19 protein-coding genes are annotated in these 18,161 nt (G+C 32.7%); 3 read left to right on the top strand and 16 right to left on the bottom strand.

What is annotated here, in order from left to right; translation table 11 throughout:
- Position 1 precedes the first annotated feature (1 nt).
- Both ABD859_RS24040 and ABD859_RS24035 read left to right on the top strand, forming a co-directional pair.
- The gene (locus ABD859_RS24040) at positions 2-214 is read left to right on the top strand and encodes a hypothetical protein (RefSeq protein ID WP_345147413.1); all 213 of its coding nucleotides are present in this window, start codon (positions 2-4) and stop codon (positions 212-214) included.
- A gap of 3 nt (positions 215-217) precedes the next feature.
- Complete coding sequence (locus ABD859_RS24035; RefSeq protein ID WP_345147412.1) at positions 218-1,459, top strand: MFS transporter; 1,242 nt, start codon at positions 218-220, stop codon at positions 1,457-1,459.
- A 61-nt stretch (positions 1,460-1,520) separates the two neighbouring features.
- Here ABD859_RS24035 and ABD859_RS24030 read toward each other — a convergent pair whose 3' ends face one another.
- The 11 genes from ABD859_RS24030 to ABD859_RS23980 form a co-directional block, all read right to left on the bottom strand.
- A complete protein-coding gene (locus tag ABD859_RS24030; protein ID WP_345147411.1) occupies positions 1,521-1,691 on the bottom strand; it encodes a hypothetical protein in 171 nt (56 codons plus the stop codon).
- A 202-nt stretch (positions 1,692-1,893) separates the two neighbouring features.
- A complete protein-coding gene (locus ABD859_RS24025) occupies positions 1,894-2,433 on the bottom strand; it encodes a hypothetical protein (protein ID WP_345147410.1) in 540 nt (179 codons plus the stop codon).
- Positions 2,411-2,905 carry a hypothetical protein gene (locus ABD859_RS24020; protein WP_345147408.1) on the bottom strand — a complete coding sequence of 165 codons (495 nt, stop codon included), beginning with the start codon at positions 2,903-2,905 and terminating at the stop codon, positions 2,411-2,413. The genes ABD859_RS24025 and ABD859_RS24020 overlap by 23 nt, the downstream gene beginning before the upstream one ends.
- Before the next feature lies 1 nt (position 2,906).
- Complete coding sequence (locus ABD859_RS24015) at positions 2,907-3,428, bottom strand: hypothetical protein (protein ID WP_345147406.1); 522 nt, start codon at positions 3,426-3,428, stop codon at positions 2,907-2,909.
- Positions 3,406-3,681 carry a hypothetical protein gene (locus ABD859_RS24010; RefSeq protein WP_345147405.1) on the bottom strand — a complete coding sequence of 92 codons (276 nt, stop codon included), beginning with the start codon at positions 3,679-3,681 and terminating at the stop codon, positions 3,406-3,408. Before ABD859_RS24010 ends, ABD859_RS24015 begins: the two co-directional genes overlap by 23 nt.
- A 17-nt stretch (positions 3,682-3,698) precedes the next feature.
- Positions 3,699-4,241: a hypothetical protein gene (locus ABD859_RS24005; RefSeq protein WP_345147404.1), complete on the bottom strand. Its 543-nt coding sequence runs from the start codon at positions 4,239-4,241 to the stop codon at positions 3,699-3,701.
- 123 nt (positions 4,242-4,364) lie between these two features.
- Positions 4,365-4,946, bottom strand: coding sequence for a hypothetical protein (locus ABD859_RS24000; protein WP_345147403.1), 582 nt, complete (start codon positions 4,944-4,946; stop codon positions 4,365-4,367).
- Positions 4,924-6,696, bottom strand: a complete 1,773-nt coding sequence (locus tag ABD859_RS23995; protein ID WP_345147402.1) for a zinc metalloprotease — start codon at positions 6,694-6,696, stop codon at positions 4,924-4,926. Before ABD859_RS23995 ends, ABD859_RS24000 begins: the two co-directional genes overlap by 23 nt.
- 2 nt (positions 6,697-6,698) lie before the next feature.
- Positions 6,699-8,507, bottom strand: a complete 1,809-nt coding sequence (locus tag ABD859_RS23990) for a type VI secretion system Vgr family protein (RefSeq protein WP_345147401.1) — start codon at positions 8,505-8,507, stop codon at positions 6,699-6,701.
- Between the two features lie 160 nt (positions 8,508-8,667).
- On the bottom strand, positions 8,668-10,185 hold the full coding sequence (locus tag ABD859_RS23985; protein WP_345147400.1) for a glycoside hydrolase family protein: 1,518 nt from the start codon (positions 10,183-10,185) through the stop codon (positions 8,668-8,670).
- A gap of 8 nt (positions 10,186-10,193) precedes the next feature.
- Positions 10,194-12,374, bottom strand: a complete 2,181-nt coding sequence (locus tag ABD859_RS23980; protein ID WP_345147398.1) for an HAD-IIB family hydrolase — start codon at positions 12,372-12,374, stop codon at positions 10,194-10,196.
- A 207-nt stretch (positions 12,375-12,581) separates the two neighbouring features.
- Here ABD859_RS23980 and nagA point away from each other — a divergent pair, with 207 nt between their 5' ends.
- Positions 12,582-13,697 carry an N-acetylglucosamine-6-phosphate deacetylase gene (nagA, locus tag ABD859_RS23975; protein ID WP_345147397.1) on the top strand — a complete coding sequence of 372 codons (1,116 nt, stop codon included), beginning with the start codon at positions 12,582-12,584 and terminating at the stop codon, positions 13,695-13,697.
- A 74-nt stretch (positions 13,698-13,771) separates the two neighbouring features.
- Here the strand turns inward: nagA and ABD859_RS23970 are convergent, their stop codons facing one another.
- Genes ABD859_RS23970 through ABD859_RS23950 form a run of 5 tightly spaced genes read right to left on the bottom strand, consistent with a single transcriptional unit; the run spans position 13,772 to position 18,052 of the window.
- Positions 13,772-15,388: a sensor histidine kinase gene (locus tag ABD859_RS23970; protein WP_345147396.1), complete on the bottom strand. Its 1,617-nt coding sequence runs from the start codon at positions 15,386-15,388 to the stop codon at positions 13,772-13,774.
- A gap of 4 nt (positions 15,389-15,392) precedes the next feature.
- Positions 15,393-16,406, bottom strand: coding sequence for an ATP-binding protein (locus tag ABD859_RS23965; protein ID WP_345147394.1), 1,014 nt, complete (start codon positions 16,404-16,406; stop codon positions 15,393-15,395).
- Positions 16,399-16,815, bottom strand: a complete 417-nt coding sequence (locus tag ABD859_RS23960; RefSeq protein ID WP_345147393.1) for an anti-sigma regulatory factor — start codon at positions 16,813-16,815, stop codon at positions 16,399-16,401. Before ABD859_RS23960 ends, ABD859_RS23965 begins: the two co-directional genes overlap by 8 nt.
- Positions 16,796-17,194: an STAS domain-containing protein gene (locus ABD859_RS23955; RefSeq protein WP_345147392.1), complete on the bottom strand. Its 399-nt coding sequence runs from the start codon at positions 17,192-17,194 to the stop codon at positions 16,796-16,798. The genes ABD859_RS23960 and ABD859_RS23955 overlap by 20 nt, the downstream gene beginning before the upstream one ends.
- A 15-nt stretch (positions 17,195-17,209) precedes the next feature.
- Positions 17,210-18,052 (bottom strand): STAS domain-containing protein, encoded by an 843-nt coding sequence (locus tag ABD859_RS23950; RefSeq protein WP_345147391.1) that lies wholly within the window; start codon positions 18,050-18,052, stop codon positions 17,210-17,212.
- Positions 18,053-18,161 lie beyond the last annotated feature (109 nt).

The raw sequence follows: 18,161 nt of genomic DNA, 5'->3' as shown, positions 1-18,161 counted from the left end.
TATGAATGTACTGATATTCGCAACTAATATAAAAACAGAGTCAAACAAAAACAAAATTGCTACGTTTCTAAACGCTAACAAATCGATACTGAAATGGACTATTGACCAGGAAGATATTGATTGCGTGCTTAGAATTATCAGCAAGAAACTAAATGCAAGTCAAATAATCGATTTACTCAATTTTCATGATTTTGACTGCAGAGAATTACAATAATATATGAACGAAAATCAAACTCAGAAACCCAGTTTTAACGGCTATCAAAAACTGGTTATATTTTTATTAGCCATTACACAATTTACAGTTGTATTAGATTTTATGGTAATGTCACCGCTTGGAGATATTATGATGAAAACCCTAAAAATCACGGCCTCACAATTTGGTGTTGCCGTTTCTGCTTATGCTTTCAGCGCCGGAATTTCCGGATTATTAACCGCTGGATTTGCAGATAAATTTGACCGAAAAAAATTGTTACTTTTCTTTTACATTGGTTTTACTATAGGAACTTTGTTTTGTGCTCTGGCGCCAAACTTCTTCCTTTTAGTTGCCGCACGTATATTCACAGGATTATTTGGCGGTGTTATTGGTTCTATTTCTCTGGCGATTGTAGCTGATTTATTCAGCTTACAGCAAAGAGGAAAAGTAATGGGATTTATTCAAATGGGATTTGGCGTAAGTCAGGTTCTTGGAATTCCAATTGGTTTATACATTGCAAATGCATGGGGCTGGCACGTTCCGTTTTTATGGATCGCAGCAATGGCCGCTTTAATTACAATAGTTTTATATTGGAAATTACAGCCTGTAAACGAACATTTAAAACTTAAACAAGAAAAAACAGCTATTTTGCATTTAGTGCATACTATTTCAAAAAAGAATTATCAAACTGGTTTTCTGGCTACTGCTCTGCTTTCTATTGGAGGTTTTATGATGATGCCTTTTGGAAGTGCTTTTGCGATTAACAATCTTAAAGTGACTAATGAGGAACTTCCTTTACTTTTTATGATTACTGGTATTGCAACTCTATTTACCATGCCATTTATTGGTAAACTGAGTGACAAAGTAAATAAATTCAAAATCTTTGCCGTTGCTACGGTTTTGGCTGTGATTTTAATTAATATTTACTCACATTTTGGACCAACTCCATTTTGGATTGTTTTAGTAATTAATGTATTTATGATGGCAACTATTATGAGCAGAATGGTTCCGTCTACAACATTAACATCTGCTATTCCGGATCCTCAGGATCGTGGAGCATTTATGAGTATAAATTCGTCTTTGCAGCAAATGGCCGGAGGTTTTGGAGCTGTAATTGCAGGACTAATTATTGTTCAAAAAGACAGTTATGCTCCACTTGAACATTATGATATTCTGGCTATGGTTGCTTCTGCGATTATGTTGCTTACAATTTTCTTAGTATTTAAAGTGAGTAAAATTGTAGAAAGTAAAGCTAATAAGTTTTAATTTTTTAGAATTATAAAATAGAAAAACGCCCAAAGTTATTTGGGCGTTTTTTGTTTTTAAATCAGTTTGGAATCTGCGTAATCCGCATATAATCTTTTAGATATTTATCTGGGTCAGATGCTGCGTATTCATTTTCAGGTTCCGGAATTTTATGGATTTTAGAATCAGTTACGGCAACTACGGCAGAACAAACATAAACACCAGCTTGCGAGAGCGTTCCGCTCGTAAACATGAAGTTTTGAAGTAATTTGGATTGCTCATGAGCGGGAAGCTCACGCCAGCACAGGGTAAATTTCTTGAAATGAATAATTCCTATTTATATATTCATTACAACTTAGCATTAAAAAGGGAATGCATAGTAAACTAAAATATTTCAATGTAGCCATAATAATTTGATTAAAAAGATTCTATAGATATTTTAGAATGCATTAGAATTACTTAATTTTTACAGCACAATCAAATGGGAAATTTAAAGAATCAAAATAACGATTAGTAGTATAAGTTTTACCATTTACTTCAAAAGACATTACTTTACAACCCATTGCAAATCCCCCCATTGTACGTCCGGCAGTATCAATCTTCATTTTTATATTTGTTATATCATACATTAAAGAATCATCCAGTATCATTCTATAATTATATTTTGCTGTTAAATGATCTGGTGGATTTTTAAAAAATATATTCAACTGCTTGTTAATTATATTTGCCACTTTTAAATCTAATGACTTAAAATGCTGATTATTTTTTGATCCTTTTTTAAAAAAATATAATTTCCCTTTTTTAGGACGATATTCAGTTTTATCATCATAATTATTTTTTTTATCAAAGGAAAACGAATTACTAATATTATCTTCTTGATCACAATTGAGTTGTTGTTGACATGAAGAAAACAAAAAAACAATAATAACAAAAGCTACAAGTTTTGTTAATATCAAATCCTTATCAAAAAAATTAGCAAACTTCAATATATCCATAATAATTACTTTTAAATGATTCAACAATTAATCCTTTATTAATATTTAGTTTTATTAATCTTGAGTTTTTAATATCTTCCCCCCAAGTATAAATTTTAAATTTAATATATTTTACACTTCGCAAGTTCGAAATCAGATTTCCAGTATCATCAAATAACTGCAATCCTCCTTCATATACCACCCAATGCGAGTTTTTAGTTATATCTATAGGATTATAACTTATTTTATCATAAATCATATTAGAATCAATCATCATTAATATTGTATGCCCGGCATTATATTTTTTATCAATAACTTTAAGTTCGTCAAGATCAGAATCAGAAACATAATCGTGTAATTTTGCTTCTAAGCCTTTTTTGTCTTTAATAGACAATAAGTTTAGCCCAAAAGATTCTGCACTCGTAAATCCAGCGACTTCTTTACACATTCTGGTTAGCATATCAGGCCAGTTTACTGCTTTTAGCATATCCATATTAGTATTTTAAACTATTTATTTTTTTTGCCAAGGATTTATCTAATGATATATAGGAAGATTGATGGGGATATTTGATACTATCTAAGTAATTAATTTCTTTTTTATTCACTTTTGCTCTGAGATTATATCTTATAGTAAACTTAGTCCCAATTAAAAGTGGTTTTTTTAGAGTATCTTTAATGAAACAAACATCTGTAAATCTGTATTCAAGATTATCATTAAGCAAAAGAATCATATCATCATGAATTGGTTTATTATTATCAAATTGTGGAATGATTGTTAAATACTTTTTCACACTATCGTAAGTAACTTCAAAAAGTGAATCTATACTTATTCTTTTCGAAAAATTTGATTCTTTTTCGAAATGATACAGTTTTATTGTCGGTATTTCTTTTATTTTCCAGTTTTCAATAATGATTAATTGATAAATCTGCTCATCTTCTTCATATTTATCACAAGAAAGAAGTAATAAAAGAAAAAAAGCAAAAACATAAGATTTAATATATCTCAATAAATCCATAATAGTTTGATTTAAAAGATTTAACATCAATATTCGTGTTGTATAAAAAATTGTACTTGATATTTACTTCTTTTGTTTTATTTCCTGATTCAGGTTTATAATTATCATTAAAATTAAGTCCCCATGTATAAATCCTAAATCCAACAAATTTCTCATCACCGACTTCAATAATATTCAGTCCTCCTTCGTATACAACCCAATGCGAATTAGTTGTTAAATTTAGAGGATTATAATCTGGGATATCCTCAAGCATATTAGAATCTATCATCATTAAAATAGTATGCCCAGTATTGTATTTTTAACAATTTTTTTGAGTTCTAATAAATCATAATTAGAAACATAATCGTGTAATTTTGCTTCTAAGCCTTTTTTGTCTTTAATAGACAATAAGTTTAGTCCAAAAGATTCCGCGTAAGTAAATCCAGCGACTTCTTTACACATTCTGGTTAGCATATCTGGCCAGTTTACTGCTTTTATCATATCCATATCTCCATTTTCAAAACCATTGTAAACAAATTGGCCGTTTAAACTTTCTTTGCTTCGCGTTGTTGCCAGTACTATCCAGTCTATTTCAGACATAATCATAGATTTGTAATTGGAATCTGTTGGTTTGGTTTCATACATACTTAGAGCTTTTTCATGAGGTTTTACAATATAAGTGCCAATATTGTATTCCCCAGTTCTAAACAATTCCTTCGCGAGCTTTTCATAAGCTTGCGGATCTCGCTTTGTCATGGCATAATAGAGTGCCGCCATTCCGCATAGTGAACTTTGGCCTTGATTAATTTTCCAGGGATCTTTAACACGATCCATTATTTGTTCGTGAACCTTTTTTCTGTCAAACCAGTTAAAACGATTAGATTTCTATATTTTTACACTTTTATGTAAACCTATTTCAAGACAAGACCGTTTAATGCTTTAGAAAAAATATATAAATTACTTCTCTGTAGAACTAACAATTGTATCATTTTTATAAGTAACATTTTTATAAATTGTATAACCGCCTATATCATTAAAACAATTCTCTTTCCAAATACCCTCTTTTTTACCTTTAATATAAATCCCTTCTTGCTCGCAAGGCTGATTATTCTCTCTCCAAAAACCGTCTTTTTCATGTTGTGAATTAAAAAATCCTGAACCAAATCCAAAATCTATATTGGGTTTTAATGGTAAAATTCTATTATAATAATTAATGTTTTTTGGATGAATAGTCTTGAAAACATAGTATCCACAGGGTTTATTATTTTTGAAATTACAATAGTAAATAGTATCATTATTAATTATAATCTCAAATACTCCATTTATTTTTCCTTTTTTTAAAAAAAATGATGTGCCTAAATTTGGATAATTATAAATGGCAGTTTTTTTGTCTTTTAATGCTTTCTTCAAATCTGACTCAATTTGTCTAATTCCAGAATATCCTGCATAATTATAGTTTGTATTTTTTTTAATCTGACAATTAAAAAAAAATAAACTTAAAACCATGGTCAATAAATTATATATGTTTAAATTCTTCATTGAGCTTATTTATTATATCAAATTGATAATCAAAAAATCCATATTTATCAGAATAATCCATAATCGTATCAGTAGCCCGTTTAGTAAAATATATTTTATGATATTCTTCTATCTTAGTAAAAAAAAGTATTAAATTTTGTGTAGAAATTATCTTGTTTTCTAAATCCTTTTGCTCTCTACTGTATTCTAATTCTTTTTCTTCTATGACTGTTCTCCATTTAGTTTTATCTTTTATAGTTTTATCGCCAAATTTAAAAGGATAACCTGTTGATTTTCGAGTATTATAATCTTTCTTCCATTCTTCAACTTTAAAAATATTTTGCTCGTTAATTCCTTTGTTACTTTTTAACTGATTTAAATAGTACTGTTTAGATTCTATGTTGTAAGGTGATATTTCAAAAGGATGTTTTAGTCCCATTTCATGTCCTATTTCATGCAGGATAGTATCAGCTTGAAAATTATAGATCATCGAAGAAAAGACATATACATCTTCATATATTACAAATGCTCCCGCTTTTTCATTACTATTATCTTTTGAAGGCTCAGCAATAGGGCTTATAAATATAAAAATGTTTTCTTTTAGCTCTTCATCGGTAATCTTGTGCTCAGTAAAATATTGTTTTTGAACAGCATCTAAGTATTCTGATCCTTTTAAAACAGCTGAATTAGAAATTATTTGCTTTTCAATTAATTTAGCTTCATCAATTTCTATTTCATCAAGCGTTAAATTTTTTACAAAACTAATACCTATTTTGCTAAAATAGGTTGTAATCATTCTTTCAGTAAATTTTTGCAAAAATGAATTTTCATTTTCTAATCTTATTTCTTTTCCATTTTCATCCTGTATGTAAGTATTTAAAATATTTTCTTTAATTTGTTGTAAATCTTGAATACTTGATGATTTTCTTTTAATTTTAATGTATTTAAATTTTCTTTTTGAAAAAATAAATGAATTATTTGGTTTAACTATTAACATTCCAACAACTTCTTTATTGCTATTTAAAAATGTAATTTGCTGATCTTTTTTAAAATTTTGGTTGCATTTAATAATAAGTTTGTTAATAACTAAAAGTTTTTCTTCATTATTTGTTACAATTACCTCATATTTTGTCTTTCTTTCTTCTGCATAATCATTTAAAGTATAATAATCTTCTTTAAAATATTTTTTTTCAATTAAAAATTCTCTATTATTAATTGTTTTACCATCATCAGTAAAACCTACATCAAAAACCGAGTTATCATACTCTAATAAAATTTTCCCATTGACAAACTTCTTAACATCTTCGAAGACAACAAATAAACTCAAGATAACATCATGTCCCGTTACAATATCATGGTTCTTGAACATTCTTAAAAAAGGCGGTGAATAGTCTTTATTCTTTATTTGAATTTTAGCTTTCTCATAAAAAGATGTAAAAATATCTTTCCCACGGATACAATTATCAAATATTTCAAAATGTTTTTTTGAACGTATATTGAAGCTTTCGTCTTTATTTCTATCCCAATCAAGATTATAATTCATCATCATAGGATTATCCAACCAAACTCTTGGGTAAACAATAAAATCGACGTCTTTTTTTTCTAGAAAATGTTCAGGTGCTTTAAGAGGTTTATCACTATAAATATAGCTTTCGGCAGTTTCATTAATGGAACCACCGGCATTAAAAACAATATTTCCTTCAGAATACATATAATGATCTCCTTTGGTATTTATTGTTATTGTTCCTTCAACAATTCTTATTCTACTCATAATTAATTTTGTGTTGTGTCTTCGCTGCTGTTATATTTTATTTGTTTTTGAGCATTTTTATTTATACTGCCTTCAGTATTATGATTCAAACCATCTTTACTGTTATCATGTCTATCATTTTCAGTTGTAGATTCCAAATTCCCTTTAATATGTTCACTATATTTACCTTCTACAACGGTATTAAAATCTCCTCCAACATAAGTACTTAAAACCCCGCCAACATTTGTCGATTTGTTTAAACCGGCAGATTCAGTAATATGTGTTCCCGCAGAAAATGTAATACTTTCTTCAGCTTCAAGTACAATATTTTTAGCACGTATTGTAACAGTCTCGGGACTTGTTACATTAAGATTTTTGCCTTTTTCATCCAGATGAATTTCATTACCGCTTGGGTCAGAAAGCCAAATCCCTATTTTTTCTATGAATTTTAAGAGCTGACCAAAACGGAGTTTCCAGCCTTTTGTATTGTTTTTACTATCAAAAAACTCAGGTTTTGCCTGTCCGTTATAATGCGAACCGGAAACATAAGGAAAGTCTACATTGCCATTTTCAAAACTTACCAATACTTCATCGCCTATTTCCGGTATCCAGTATGCTCCTCTATTGTGTCCTGCAAAATGCTGAATTACCCGCATCCATTCAGTTTTTGTACTTCCTGCTCCCCAATAAAAACTGACTTTTACACGTCCTAATGCTTCGGGATCATTATTGTCTGTTACAATTGCGGGCTGGCAGTCAGCTTTTGCAAAAACTTCAACATTAGTATAATAAGGAGCGGAAACATCGGCAGGAATGGCTTTAAATTCGCAGTTATAATTTCCGTGAAGTTCAGAACGATGTATTACTTCCACAGCGACAAGTTCGTGTTCGACAGTTTGGTTTTGAATGGTAAAAATCTGCCCAACACCAATAGGCAGATAAGAAACTCCGGTGTAAAAAACACTATTTGCATCTCTTCCAGCCGTCTGTAGTTTCACCATTTCTTCTATTTCAGATGCATTTTTGACCTGATTGGTATATGCCGCTACATATAATTGAGGCTGTGCCACAGAAGCCTGTCTGTCTAAAACTACTTTTGAAAAACTATCAGCACTACCCTGATTAGTTTTGGACTGAGAATTTACAATCTGTTTGGCATTATCAGGATCGTATGCCCCAAAAGATATTTTATGTGAGGCTAAATGCGTTTGAATGCCAAATTTATGAAGTGAAGATTCGTTAATGAGTTTTACTTTACTGTTTTTAAGCTGACCGAACTGCATACGCATTCCGTCAAAATAAAACCATTGTCCGTAACGTGCTGAAAGACGTTTTAAAAAATTAAAACTTGTTTCGTTGTATTGTGCTTTGTAATCAAAAATTTTGGTATACGTTGGCACGATGGCTTGTCTCTGGTAAAATTCGCCTGCTGTTTCATCGGCAAATATTTGAAGTGCTATTTCCTGCAGACTGTTATCTAGAAAAGTTCTGGCTTTTTTCAGGTCATCCAGCAGTATGGTATGACTGATTCCTTCTACCCGAAGAGCAGGATCTCCATGAGTTGCATCAGAATTAAGATTTGTAATAATTCCTTTGGCCATTAACTGTATACCGGTAAGACTTTTAAAAGTAAAAATAACTTCTCTTCCCTGATATCTTCGAATTGCGGCCGCCTGATTTACGGGATTAATTATTGTTTCAGCTGTATGCTGCCAGACAAAAGAGAAATGATGATGATCCATCATTTTTTGGGTAATTTGCAGGTCATAATAAATAACTGTTTTTGTAAAATCATCTATAGTTATTTTAACCTGTTCAGAAAATCTTGTCATAAAAACCTGTTTTAATAATTAACACTTTTGTAAACATATATTTACAAATCCAGATTTTTAGCCGCTAAAAGTTATTATTGTATCAGAATAAGGTATTTTTAAAATTCAGTAATAAAAACAAAAAACGCCCAAAGTTATTTGGGCGTTTTTCTATTTTAAATCAGTTTGGAATCTGCGTAATCCGCATATAATCTTTTAGATATTTATCTGGGTCAGATGCTGCGTATTCATTTTCAGGTTCCGGAATTTTATGGATTTTAGAATCAGTTACAGCAACTACGGCAGAACAAACATAAACCCCAATTTTTCCTTCGCTGTATTTAAAATCAAGCAATGTAAGTTTTACAATTTCATTGATGGAAAGTTCATAATAATTTCCGTAGCGTATTATTTTAAAATAGATTTCTTTCTTTTCATGAATTTCAAATTGATTGGTTTGTATGTTTTCAAAAATGAAATTATTCTTAACATCTTTTTCGTTAAAACCCCAGGCTCTAAATTGCACAAAACCGTTCATAAAATCTATAGAAATATAATATCCGGTTCCTTCTTTATCACATTCAATTACAAATCCGGTCTTTCCCATTCCTTCTACAGATAGTGTGCCTTCCCAGACAAAATCCATTGAAGGCTTTTCGAAACAGTAAATTTCATAACCGCTTCGGCATCCAAACCTCCATTTGTTTTCATTTTCGATTTCAAACTCGGCTGTTGGATTTCCCAGAACGGGCATTGGCTGAGGAAGATCTTTCTGTAAAATGGTTTTTTGATACAGATTTTCCCAATGATGGTACGTTTTAAGCAAAAGCCTTCCGCTTTTATCAATATCAAGTTCTTTTGGCGGCGGAATAACACGGTGTGTGTTTACATTTCCATCGGCAAAATAAAAATTATAAAGCAGGAAATGTTCTCCGTCCTTCACCACTCTTGCGGCGTAATTTCCTTGCGGCAGTAAAACGTTATTGTGAAAAGCACAATATTCTGCTCTAAAATTAGGAGCCGACCAATATCTGACTTTAATGTCTTCACGTATAGATCCCAGTAAATAATGTGTTCCTTTTATTTCGAACACACACGGACATTCTACATCATCATACACATACGGAATGTGAAGTGGTTTTTGAAGCACGAAACCTTCTTTTTCGAGTTTGGCAACACCTATACAGCCGCGTCTGTACGTTGGCCCCGAAGCGCTTCGGGCACAAATAAGCAAATAATCTTCTCCTTCATAATTGTATTTAAAAGGGTCGCGAAAACTAATCCATTCTCTGGGATTATTTGATGGACTTTCATAATGCGGTGCTTCACTTTTAAACGGCAGTCCGTGTAAGTTTTCTTTTTTCCAGATAATTAAATCTTTAGAAACTGCTCTTCCAACTTTTTGTTCAATTCCTTTGTCCTGACGTTTGAGTCCTGTATAATACATTTCATAACCTTTCCCGTCTGATTTTTTACTTACATGCATGGTCCAGAGCATATCATCGTCCCATTCGCCGGGCTCTCCTACCCAAAGCGCATTTTTAACTCTTTTCCATGAAAGTCCGTCTTTTGATACCGCGTGTGCAATATAATCGTGATTAGGAATGATTAAATGAAATAAATGATGAATTCCGTTTTCATCAATAAATATATCAACGTCTCCTATTTCCCAGTTGTTAAATCCTGATCCTGAATACATTTTATTATTTATTTAATTATTTTATAGTGTTTTAATCCTTCTAAAATACCTTCTGATGCAAAGGTTTTGGCTACGTAAATACTTTTTGTAGTTTCATATTCTGCCAGTTCTGCGCTTCTGTTCCCTACAATAATGCCTTTTACGGGCCCTCTGAACATATCAATATCATTTCCGGAATCTCCTGCAGCAATTACATTTATAAGCGGAATGGCCCATTTGCGGCACAAAAACTTAATGGCATTTCCTTTTGAAGCTCTTTTAGGAATAAAATCCAAAAATTGTCCGTGACTTGGTATAATATTCACTTTGTACCAGTTTGGCCCCAAAACCCTGATTAGTTCATCATGGTCATACTGTTCTTTTTCATAATAATAGGAAATCTTATAAGGATTCTGGGCATTATCTTCCTGAGCTTTTATCCATTTTACTTCTTTTAAACGATTTACGATATCGTCTCTTTTCCATCTTCCCGAAAGGAATTTAGCCCATCCTTTATCAAGAATATAATCTGTGCCGTTGGTATAATAAATCTCAGTCCCCACAGAACAGATTATAAAATCCGGAAGCGGAAATTGTTCCTCGTCGATTACCTTTTTCACAAGCTCTAAATTTCTGCCCGAAGCCATGGCAAAAGCCATTTTTTCGGTTCGGTTTATAAGATGTGTTTTTAAATCATGAAGCCCTGGATTATCGAATTTGGGTTCAATTAAAGTTCCGTCAATATCTGAAACCAGCAAATGATCGATTTTTCTTTTTAAGCGACCTACGTTAATATTAGGATAATGCTGTTTTTTAATTCCCGCACCAGATGAAACCGACAGATTCTCTTTAACCAAGTCAATGTATTGATTGACATGACTCAGCCAGCTGTAATATTTTTGAATGTTGATGGCGCCGTTATTAGAATAATATTTCCATTGATTTTCATCCGTCAAAATATTTCGAAGTGCTTTTTTTATCTGGCTTTCGTTTTGAGGATCAACCAGTTCTCCGTTTTGACAGACCGGAATAATTTCAGATGGTCCTCCGTTTTTAGTAACCACAACCGGAAGTCCGGAACTTGCTGATTCTATTACGGTTAAACCGAAATTTTCATGCAGCGCAAGATTCACAAAAACACCTCTTTTTTCGGCTGCATAACGGTAAATAATCGAAACTTCGTTTTCGACATCGTGTTTTTTAGGAATTGCCATTTTTCCGTACAAATCGTATTTATCCATCAAAAGCAGTAAATCAGTCAGAACGTCTTTTTCAGATTCGGGCATCTTGGCAATATCTTTTCGAATTCCGGCAAAAATGACAAGATTGGCAATGCTCTGCAGTTCTTTGTCTTTTCCATACACATCAATAAGCGTATGAAGATTTTTATGACGGTCTGGTCGTGAAAGTGCGAGAATAAAGGGTTTATGCGGATTGGTAAGAAATTTAGAAATGGTTTCAGAAACCCAGTATTTACGCTGTGTTTCTTCCATTTGTTTATCCATATCAGTTTCCTGAAAATAATACGGAGCAAATTTTCGGGTATCAATTCCGGGAGAAATCGCGTGGTATTTTCCTAATTCAAAGTTTTTGTAGGCTTTGTAGGTTTCAATTTCCTGCTCTGTGGAAGTCACAATAAATTCAGATAATTCTAATGTTTTTTCTTCTGCGGCGATTCTTTCTTTAAACTTAAATCGTTTTTCTGCTTCTTCTTCGCTGAGACCGCTTTCCAGTAATTTTTTCTTTTTATAAAATCCAAGTGAATGTCCGGTGTGAGCAAAAGGTATGTTTAATACTGCCGATAATTCTGCCGCTACGTAGCCGGCATCGCCATAATGCGAGTGAATCCAGTCCGGAAAAATGTTATGAGTTTTTATGTGCTGCATAACTCCGCTTACAAAAGTATCCAGCCCTTCCCACAATTGTTCTTTTGCTTTGTATTTTTTTCCTAAAAACGGAATTCGGCGTATATCTAGTTTTTCATTAATTTTTTCAATTGGAACTGCGTATTCCGGCGAAAGTGCAGGATCATCAATCAATCTTGTAAATAAATGTACATGTTCTACATCTTCATGCTGCGATAAAAACTCTGCCAGTTCATATACATATTTGGTTTGTCCGCCATTATCAGCATCTCTTCCTATCTCAAGACCTGAACCTTTTAAAAGTCCGTGTATATTAATTAATGATATTCGTAATTTTTTCATCATTTGTGCATTGTTATTTGAAAGCTCAAGTTACTATGCCTGCGGTGATTTTATCGAAATAATTACAGTTTAAATTTACATATTTCCCATGTTTCGCCTATTGTTAACATTTGATTTATTAAAATTCTTTAACGAAACAGAGAATTTTTAAATAAAAATATCGTTTCGATTTCTATCTTTAGAAAAAAATAAAAAGCAAAGAGAAATATAATGAAACAGGCTGTTGTGAATGCCATCGTACATACTGGTGATGAAATAATTGATAATGGAGTTATTATAGTTGAAAACGGAATTATTGTTTCTGTACAAAAAGAAATTCCAATTGATATTGAAAAGATCGATTTACAAGGAAAACATATTGCGGCAGGGTTTATAGATATACAAATCAACGGCGGCGAAAAACATTATTTCAGCCAGACTCCAAATGAAGAAACTATTCAGGATATTTATGATTCGAGTCTTAAATATGGAACAACTCATGTTTTGCCTTGTTTAATTTCTTCTTCTAAAGAAACCATACTTGAAGGAATTGAAGCGGTTAAAAACTATACTCAAAAACATCAAAACGGTGTGATTGGAATGCATTTGGAAGGCCCGTTTTTAAATCCTTTAAAACGAGGTGCTCACAGTATTGATCAGGTTCGAAAACCGACTAATGCTGAACTTGAAGAAATTATCAAATACGGAAAAGATATTATAAAGGTAATTACGATTGCTCCAGAATGTTTTACTGAAGAGCAATTGAATATGCTGCTTGAAAGTGGTATTATTATTTCGGCGGGACATTCTACAATGGGTTATAAAGAAGCACAACATTATTTTTCTAAGGGAATTAATCTGGTAACGCATCTATTTAATGCCATGACTCAGTTTGGACACCGCGAACCGGGATTAGTAGGCGCTGTTTTTGAAAATGAAAATGTATTTGCTCCTATAATTTTAGACGGAGCGCATTGCGATTACGCAGCTGCAAAAATTGCATATAAGCTTAAACAGGATAAATTCTTTTTAATAAGCGATGCTACGTTTTTGGGCCGAAAAGTTGAAAATTTTAAATGGGATAATTTTGATGCTCATTTAGAAAACGGCTTTTACCGAAATGAAGACGGAAATCTGGCAGGTGCCACTATTTCTATGCTCGAAGCGGTGCAAAATGCTCACAACCATTTAAACGTTTCGGCAGATGAAGCTTTAAAAATGGCTTCTTCAAGAGTAGCCACTGCAATTGGCATGGAAAACAAAATTGGAAAAATTAAAACCGGATTTCCTGCCGCTTTTGTAAAATTCAATAATGACTTATCAGAAATAGAAACCTTGAAGTTATAACAACAAATAAAACTGCCTTTGAAACCGAAACTTCAAAGGCAGTTTTTTTATTTGTAAAATATTCGATTGAATTTTTATTTTTTAGGAAGGTAAATCCAAAAAATAGTTCCTTCTCCAGGTTTACTCGTAAAATCAATAATTCCGTCGTGGTTTTCTATAATTCTTCGGCATAAAGCAAGACCAATACCGTTTCCTCCGTATTTGTCGCGTTCATGCAAACGCTGGAACATATCGAAAATTCTTCCTGAATATTGACTGTCCATTCCGATACCGTTATCTGAAATCGAAATAACATGATAATTATCGACATTAGCCAATCGTTTATTATCCGGATTTTCCGTGGCTGAAATTGTTACAGCAGGCTGTTTGGTATTAAACTTCAGTGCATTGTTTACCAAATTATAAAACAATTGACGTAACTGTGTATCAAGTCCAAAAACTTTAGGTAACGGATCGATGTTTATAATGGCATTTTTTTCTTCTATAACCAAGCTTAAATCACCTAAAATTTCAGAAATAACATCATTTAAATCTACTTCTTTAAACTCCTGATTTCTATTATCAATTCTCGAATAATTTAAGACATCCGTAATGAGATTTGATAATCTTCCGGCGGCTAAAGTAATTCGGTCAAAATAATATTCCTTCTTTTGATCTTCGCTTAAATGTTCGCCGGCACGCGAAAGCATAATCATAATTTTCCTGAGCGGTTCCTGCAAATCATGACTGGCGATGTAAGCAAACTGCTCTAATTCTTTATTTTTAAAAACCAGTTTTTGGTTGGCATTTTCTAATTCGCGCTGAATCACTTTTAGTTCTGTGTTATCTTTCAGCGTTTCAACCATCATTTTCTGCGCATTGATATCAACAAAATAAACAAGCCAGCTGTTAAATGTCCCGTCTTCTGCTTTATTTGGAATTATCGAAACTAAATGCCAGATATATTGTGTGTCTTTTCTAATTCTTACTTCGGCAGTAAAATCAGAACGGTTTGATTTTGCTTTGCTCCATCCTTCAAGAACATTGTCAATATCATTTGTATGAATAAAATTACTCAGATTTTTTCTGTCGAATACCAATAAAGGTACTTCTAAATAACTTTCCAGCGATTCATTGGCTAATAAAACATTGCTTCGCTCATTTATTACACAAATTAAAACGGGAATAGAATTAGCAAGCTGTTTGTATTTATTTTCGCTTTCGGCAAGTTTTTCCGAAAGTGCAATCAGTTCAATATTTTTTTTCCTGATTTCATCATACGGCGATAAAGGCGGTTCAAATTTAAAGTAGTCAATGAGTGTTTTTATCTTCGTTTCAGACAAAAGTCCCGGCGATGGTACAGTTTGTGATATTTTTGTTGTTGATTGATTATCAAAAAAGCTGTATTCGATATTTCCGGAAATTTTGGATGCATAATTAAAAGCTTCAGGATTGCAGTTTTTTAAATCTACAGCATCTGTAATAATAGCTGTAATTTCTTTTTGAGTGGCTTTAATAATATTTATGCCTAATACAAGCAGGGAATCTTTTCCTTTTGCAATAGAGCATCGGGCAACTTCAGAAACCGCAGTAGAAAATCTTGTTTGAAAAGAGGACTGCATACCACACATTTCAGCAATTTTCATGCATCGTTTGTGGGCTAAAATTAAGTCCATTTCATTGTCAAGATTTATCTTTATGATTTCTTTCATTTCCTTACATTATTTTACCTACCAAAATCGTAGCGTCGTCTGTACCTCTAATATTTTCTTTATATAATGATGATGCAATTATACCCGGACTTTGCTTTACAATTGAAGTAAGCTCATTTAAATTCCATCTTGTACGCAGTCCATCACTGTGCATAATTATAATTTGATGTTTTTTGTAAGGCACTATTGTATTATTTAGCGTTCGTGGAATGTTATGACCTATAATACCATTATACGGCGTATAGGTTTTATTTTCCAGACCATTGTAAATACGGGTATTAATATTACCTATGCCACATATATTCCAAACTTCTGTTTTATAATCTACAGATGCAATTGTGGCTACCAGTCCTCTGCTCTTTTTAACTTTTGTATGGATATCCCTAAGAACAGCCACAGGATCAGACTCAATAGTCTGTTTAAAAGCTTTAATCGCTAATTGAACCGCTTCATGCGCACTTTCACCGTGTCCTAATCCATCACCAACAAATATCTGAAATCCTTTTGAGGTTTGTTTTATATAATACCCATCTCCGCAAACTTTTTCACCTGGGTAATTAACAGCAATTGTAGAGAAATTAAGTCCTTTTTGTACAACGGGTGAAATAACGTCTGGTTTTTCAGTGATTCTAACATATTGTACACATCCCCAGTTTTTTATGGAATAAATTTGAAACTCATTACTGAGTCTTTTAATAGATCCTAACCCATGACCAAGTGTATTGGTTGATGAATAACCATCGTTCATGATTTTGGCTACATTATCAAAACCTACTCCTTTGTCAAGGCAGTAAATTTCGATTGCATTATAGTCGCCATCTAAATGGGCACGATACAAGAGTTCGCCCCCATTAGCATATTTAATAAGGTTTGAAGTTAATTCGGCTACAATAATATCTGTTTCACCAGCTCTGTGCGGAGTAAATCCTAATTGAAGTGCGAGATTGTGTATTTCTCTTTTTATAAAAGCAATTAGACTTCGGTCGTCAATTTTGTAGGTGGAAAACGTATTATCCATTTTTCCATTTTGTTATAGTAACGGTTGTTCCGTTTCCAAGTTCTGATTTAATGTCAAATTCGTTGACAAGTCTTTTTGTTCCGGGCAGTCCTAAACCTAAACTTTTTCCTGTACTGTATCCGTCTTGCATGGCCAGAGATATATCGGCTATTCCGGGACCATTATCAATAAAAGTTACGCGTACGCCATTTTCGCGTCCGTTATTTACAGATTCGATGATAACTTTGCCGCCTCCGCCGTATTTTAAAAGATTACGAACGAGCTCGCTGGTAGCAGTAATTAATTTGGTTTGGTTTAGAATGCTCATGCCAATTTTAACACCGTATTCTTTTACACGATTGCGTAATGGCACTACATCCTGTTCTCTTATGATCAGGGCTTCTTCTTTACTATTCGTTATCGTCGTCATACTCCTGCTCTTCGTTATCACTATAGTGCATTTTTGAGCGCAGCAGATCCATACCTTTTTCAACATTCAGGGCGCTTATAACTCCGTTTAAGGACAGCCCCAGTTCTACCAGCGTAATGGCAACAGCAGGCTGCATACCAACAACTACGGTTTGTGCATCCATTATTTTTGACATTACTGCAATGTTTCCTAAAATTCGCCCCATAAACGAATCTATTATCGAAACTGCCGAAATATCAATTAATACACCTTTTGAACTATGTTTACTTATCGTATTTATTAAATCTGATTCGAGGTTTTCTGCCAGCTGGTCGTATAAATCTACTTGTATCGTAACAAGCAAAAAATCCCCCATTTTTAGTATAGGAATTCTTTCCATATCAATAATAAAATCTTAATCTACAATTTTTCTTTTTTTCACAACAGTCAGCTGCAACATATCAAAAGCAGTCTGCAGTGCACTGGCAAGCGATGCTTTTGTCGTAATTCCGGTAAGATCTATTCCTAAATGTACTACTGTTTGTGCAATTTCCGGACGAATACCGCTAATGATGCATTCTGCTCCCATTAAACGTGTTGCACTTACTGTTTTAATAAGATGCTGTGCTACAAGCGAATCTACAGCCGGAACTCCGGAAATATCCAGAATTGCGATTGAGCTTCCTGTATCTACAATTTGCTGTAAAAGATTTTCCATTACAGTTTGTGTTCTTGAACTATCTAAAGTACCAATAATAGGCAAAGCAACAATACCATCCCAAACGGTAATAACCGGTGTAGAAATTTCGCTGATTTCATCAACTTGTCTTGATATAACATCTTCTCTTCCTTTCATGAAAGATTCAAATGTCATAATCATCATATTATCTAAAATTGTATTGAATTTTAAATTCGCATCATATAGCAGTGCAGGATCTGTAATTAATTCTGAAAGAATCTGCGAAGCTGCCTCTTTAAACGAAATCAGATATTGTGCATTTTCTCTTGGTGAAAAACCGCGTTTTCCTCTTGAAGATGCGATTCCAACAATTAGATCTTCAACTTTTTCAAATTCCTGAGAATCCTGATATTTTTCATCAGAGTTAGCCAACGCACTTAAAAAAAGCGAAGCAAATTCTTTTGACTCTTCTTCTTCCATAGCTCCATCACCAGATCCGCTGTCTAAGAGAATTTGAGACCATATCGTTAATAATTTGTTTTCGTGCTCTTTTAAAACACCTAGTACGTTGTTTTGCATTTGGGTTAAATTTAGATTTGTTTATTAACAAATATAGGATTAAAATCTGTATGTTGAGAAAAGATTTGTTAAAACGAAAAGAATAAAAAATTTAACAATTTATAGTAAA

Source organism: Flavobacterium ginsengiterrae (genome assembly GCF_039539785.1).
Taxonomy (GTDB): Bacteria; Bacteroidota; Bacteroidia; order Flavobacteriales; family Flavobacteriaceae; genus Flavobacterium; species Flavobacterium ginsengiterrae.
This window is presented reverse-complemented; position numbering and strand designations above follow the sequence as displayed.

Bases quoted from the DNA above. Each gene is read 5' to 3' on its own strand.
- ABD859_RS24035 (WP_345147412.1), top strand. From the start codon at position 218: ATGAACGAAAATCAAACTCAGAAACCCAGTTTTAACGGCTATCAAAAA.
- ABD859_RS24005 (WP_345147404.1), bottom strand. From the start codon at position 4,241: ATGGATCGTGTTAAAGATCCCTGGAAAATTAATCAAGGCCAAAGTTCA.
- ABD859_RS23995 (WP_345147402.1), bottom strand. From the start codon at position 6,696: ATGAGTAGAATAAGAATTGTTGAAGGAACAATAACAATAAATACCAAA.
- ABD859_RS24020 (WP_345147408.1), bottom strand. From the start codon at position 2,905: ATGGATATGCTAAAAGCAGTAAACTGGCCTGATATGCTAACCAGAATG.
- ABD859_RS24040 (WP_345147413.1), top strand. From the start codon at position 2: ATGAATGTACTGATATTCGCAACTAATATAAAAACAGAGTCAAACAAA.
- ABD859_RS24000 (WP_345147403.1), bottom strand. From the start codon at position 4,946: ATGAAGAATTTAAACATATATAATTTATTGACCATGGTTTTAAGTTTA.
- ABD859_RS23990 (WP_345147401.1), bottom strand. From the start codon at position 8,507: ATGACAAGATTTTCTGAACAGGTTAAAATAACTATAGATGATTTTACA.
- ABD859_RS24010 (WP_345147405.1), bottom strand. From the start codon at position 3,681: ATGCTTGAGGATATCCCAGATTATAATCCTCTAAATTTAACAACTAAT.
- ABD859_RS23980 (WP_345147398.1), bottom strand. From the start codon at position 12,374: ATGATGAAAAAATTACGAATATCATTAATTAATATACACGGACTTTTA.
- ABD859_RS23970 (WP_345147396.1), bottom strand. From the start codon at position 15,388: ATGAAAGAAATCATAAAGATAAATCTTGACAATGAAATGGACTTAATT.
- ABD859_RS23965 (WP_345147394.1), bottom strand. From the start codon at position 16,406: ATGGATAATACGTTTTCCACCTACAAAATTGACGACCGAAGTCTAATT.
- nagA (WP_345147397.1), top strand. From the start codon at position 12,582: ATGAAACAGGCTGTTGTGAATGCCATCGTACATACTGGTGATGAAATA.
- ABD859_RS23950 (WP_345147391.1), bottom strand. From the start codon at position 18,052: ATGCAAAACAACGTACTAGGTGTTTTAAAAGAGCACGAAAACAAATTA.
- ABD859_RS24025 (WP_345147410.1), bottom strand. From the start codon at position 2,433: ATGGATATATTGAAGTTTGCTAATTTTTTTGATAAGGATTTGATATTA.
- ABD859_RS23955 (WP_345147392.1), bottom strand. From the start codon at position 17,194: ATGGAAAGAATTCCTATACTAAAAATGGGGGATTTTTTGCTTGTTACG.
- ABD859_RS24015 (WP_345147406.1), bottom strand. From the start codon at position 3,428: ATGGATTTATTGAGATATATTAAATCTTATGTTTTTGCTTTTTTTCTT.
- ABD859_RS23985 (WP_345147400.1), bottom strand. From the start codon at position 10,185: ATGTATTCAGGATCAGGATTTAACAACTGGGAAATAGGAGACGTTGAT.
- ABD859_RS23960 (WP_345147393.1), bottom strand. From the start codon at position 16,815: ATGACGACGATAACGAATAGTAAAGAAGAAGCCCTGATCATAAGAGAA.
- ABD859_RS24030 (WP_345147411.1), bottom strand. From the start codon at position 1,691: ATGTTTACGAGCGGAACGCTCTCGCAAGCTGGTGTTTATGTTTGTTCT.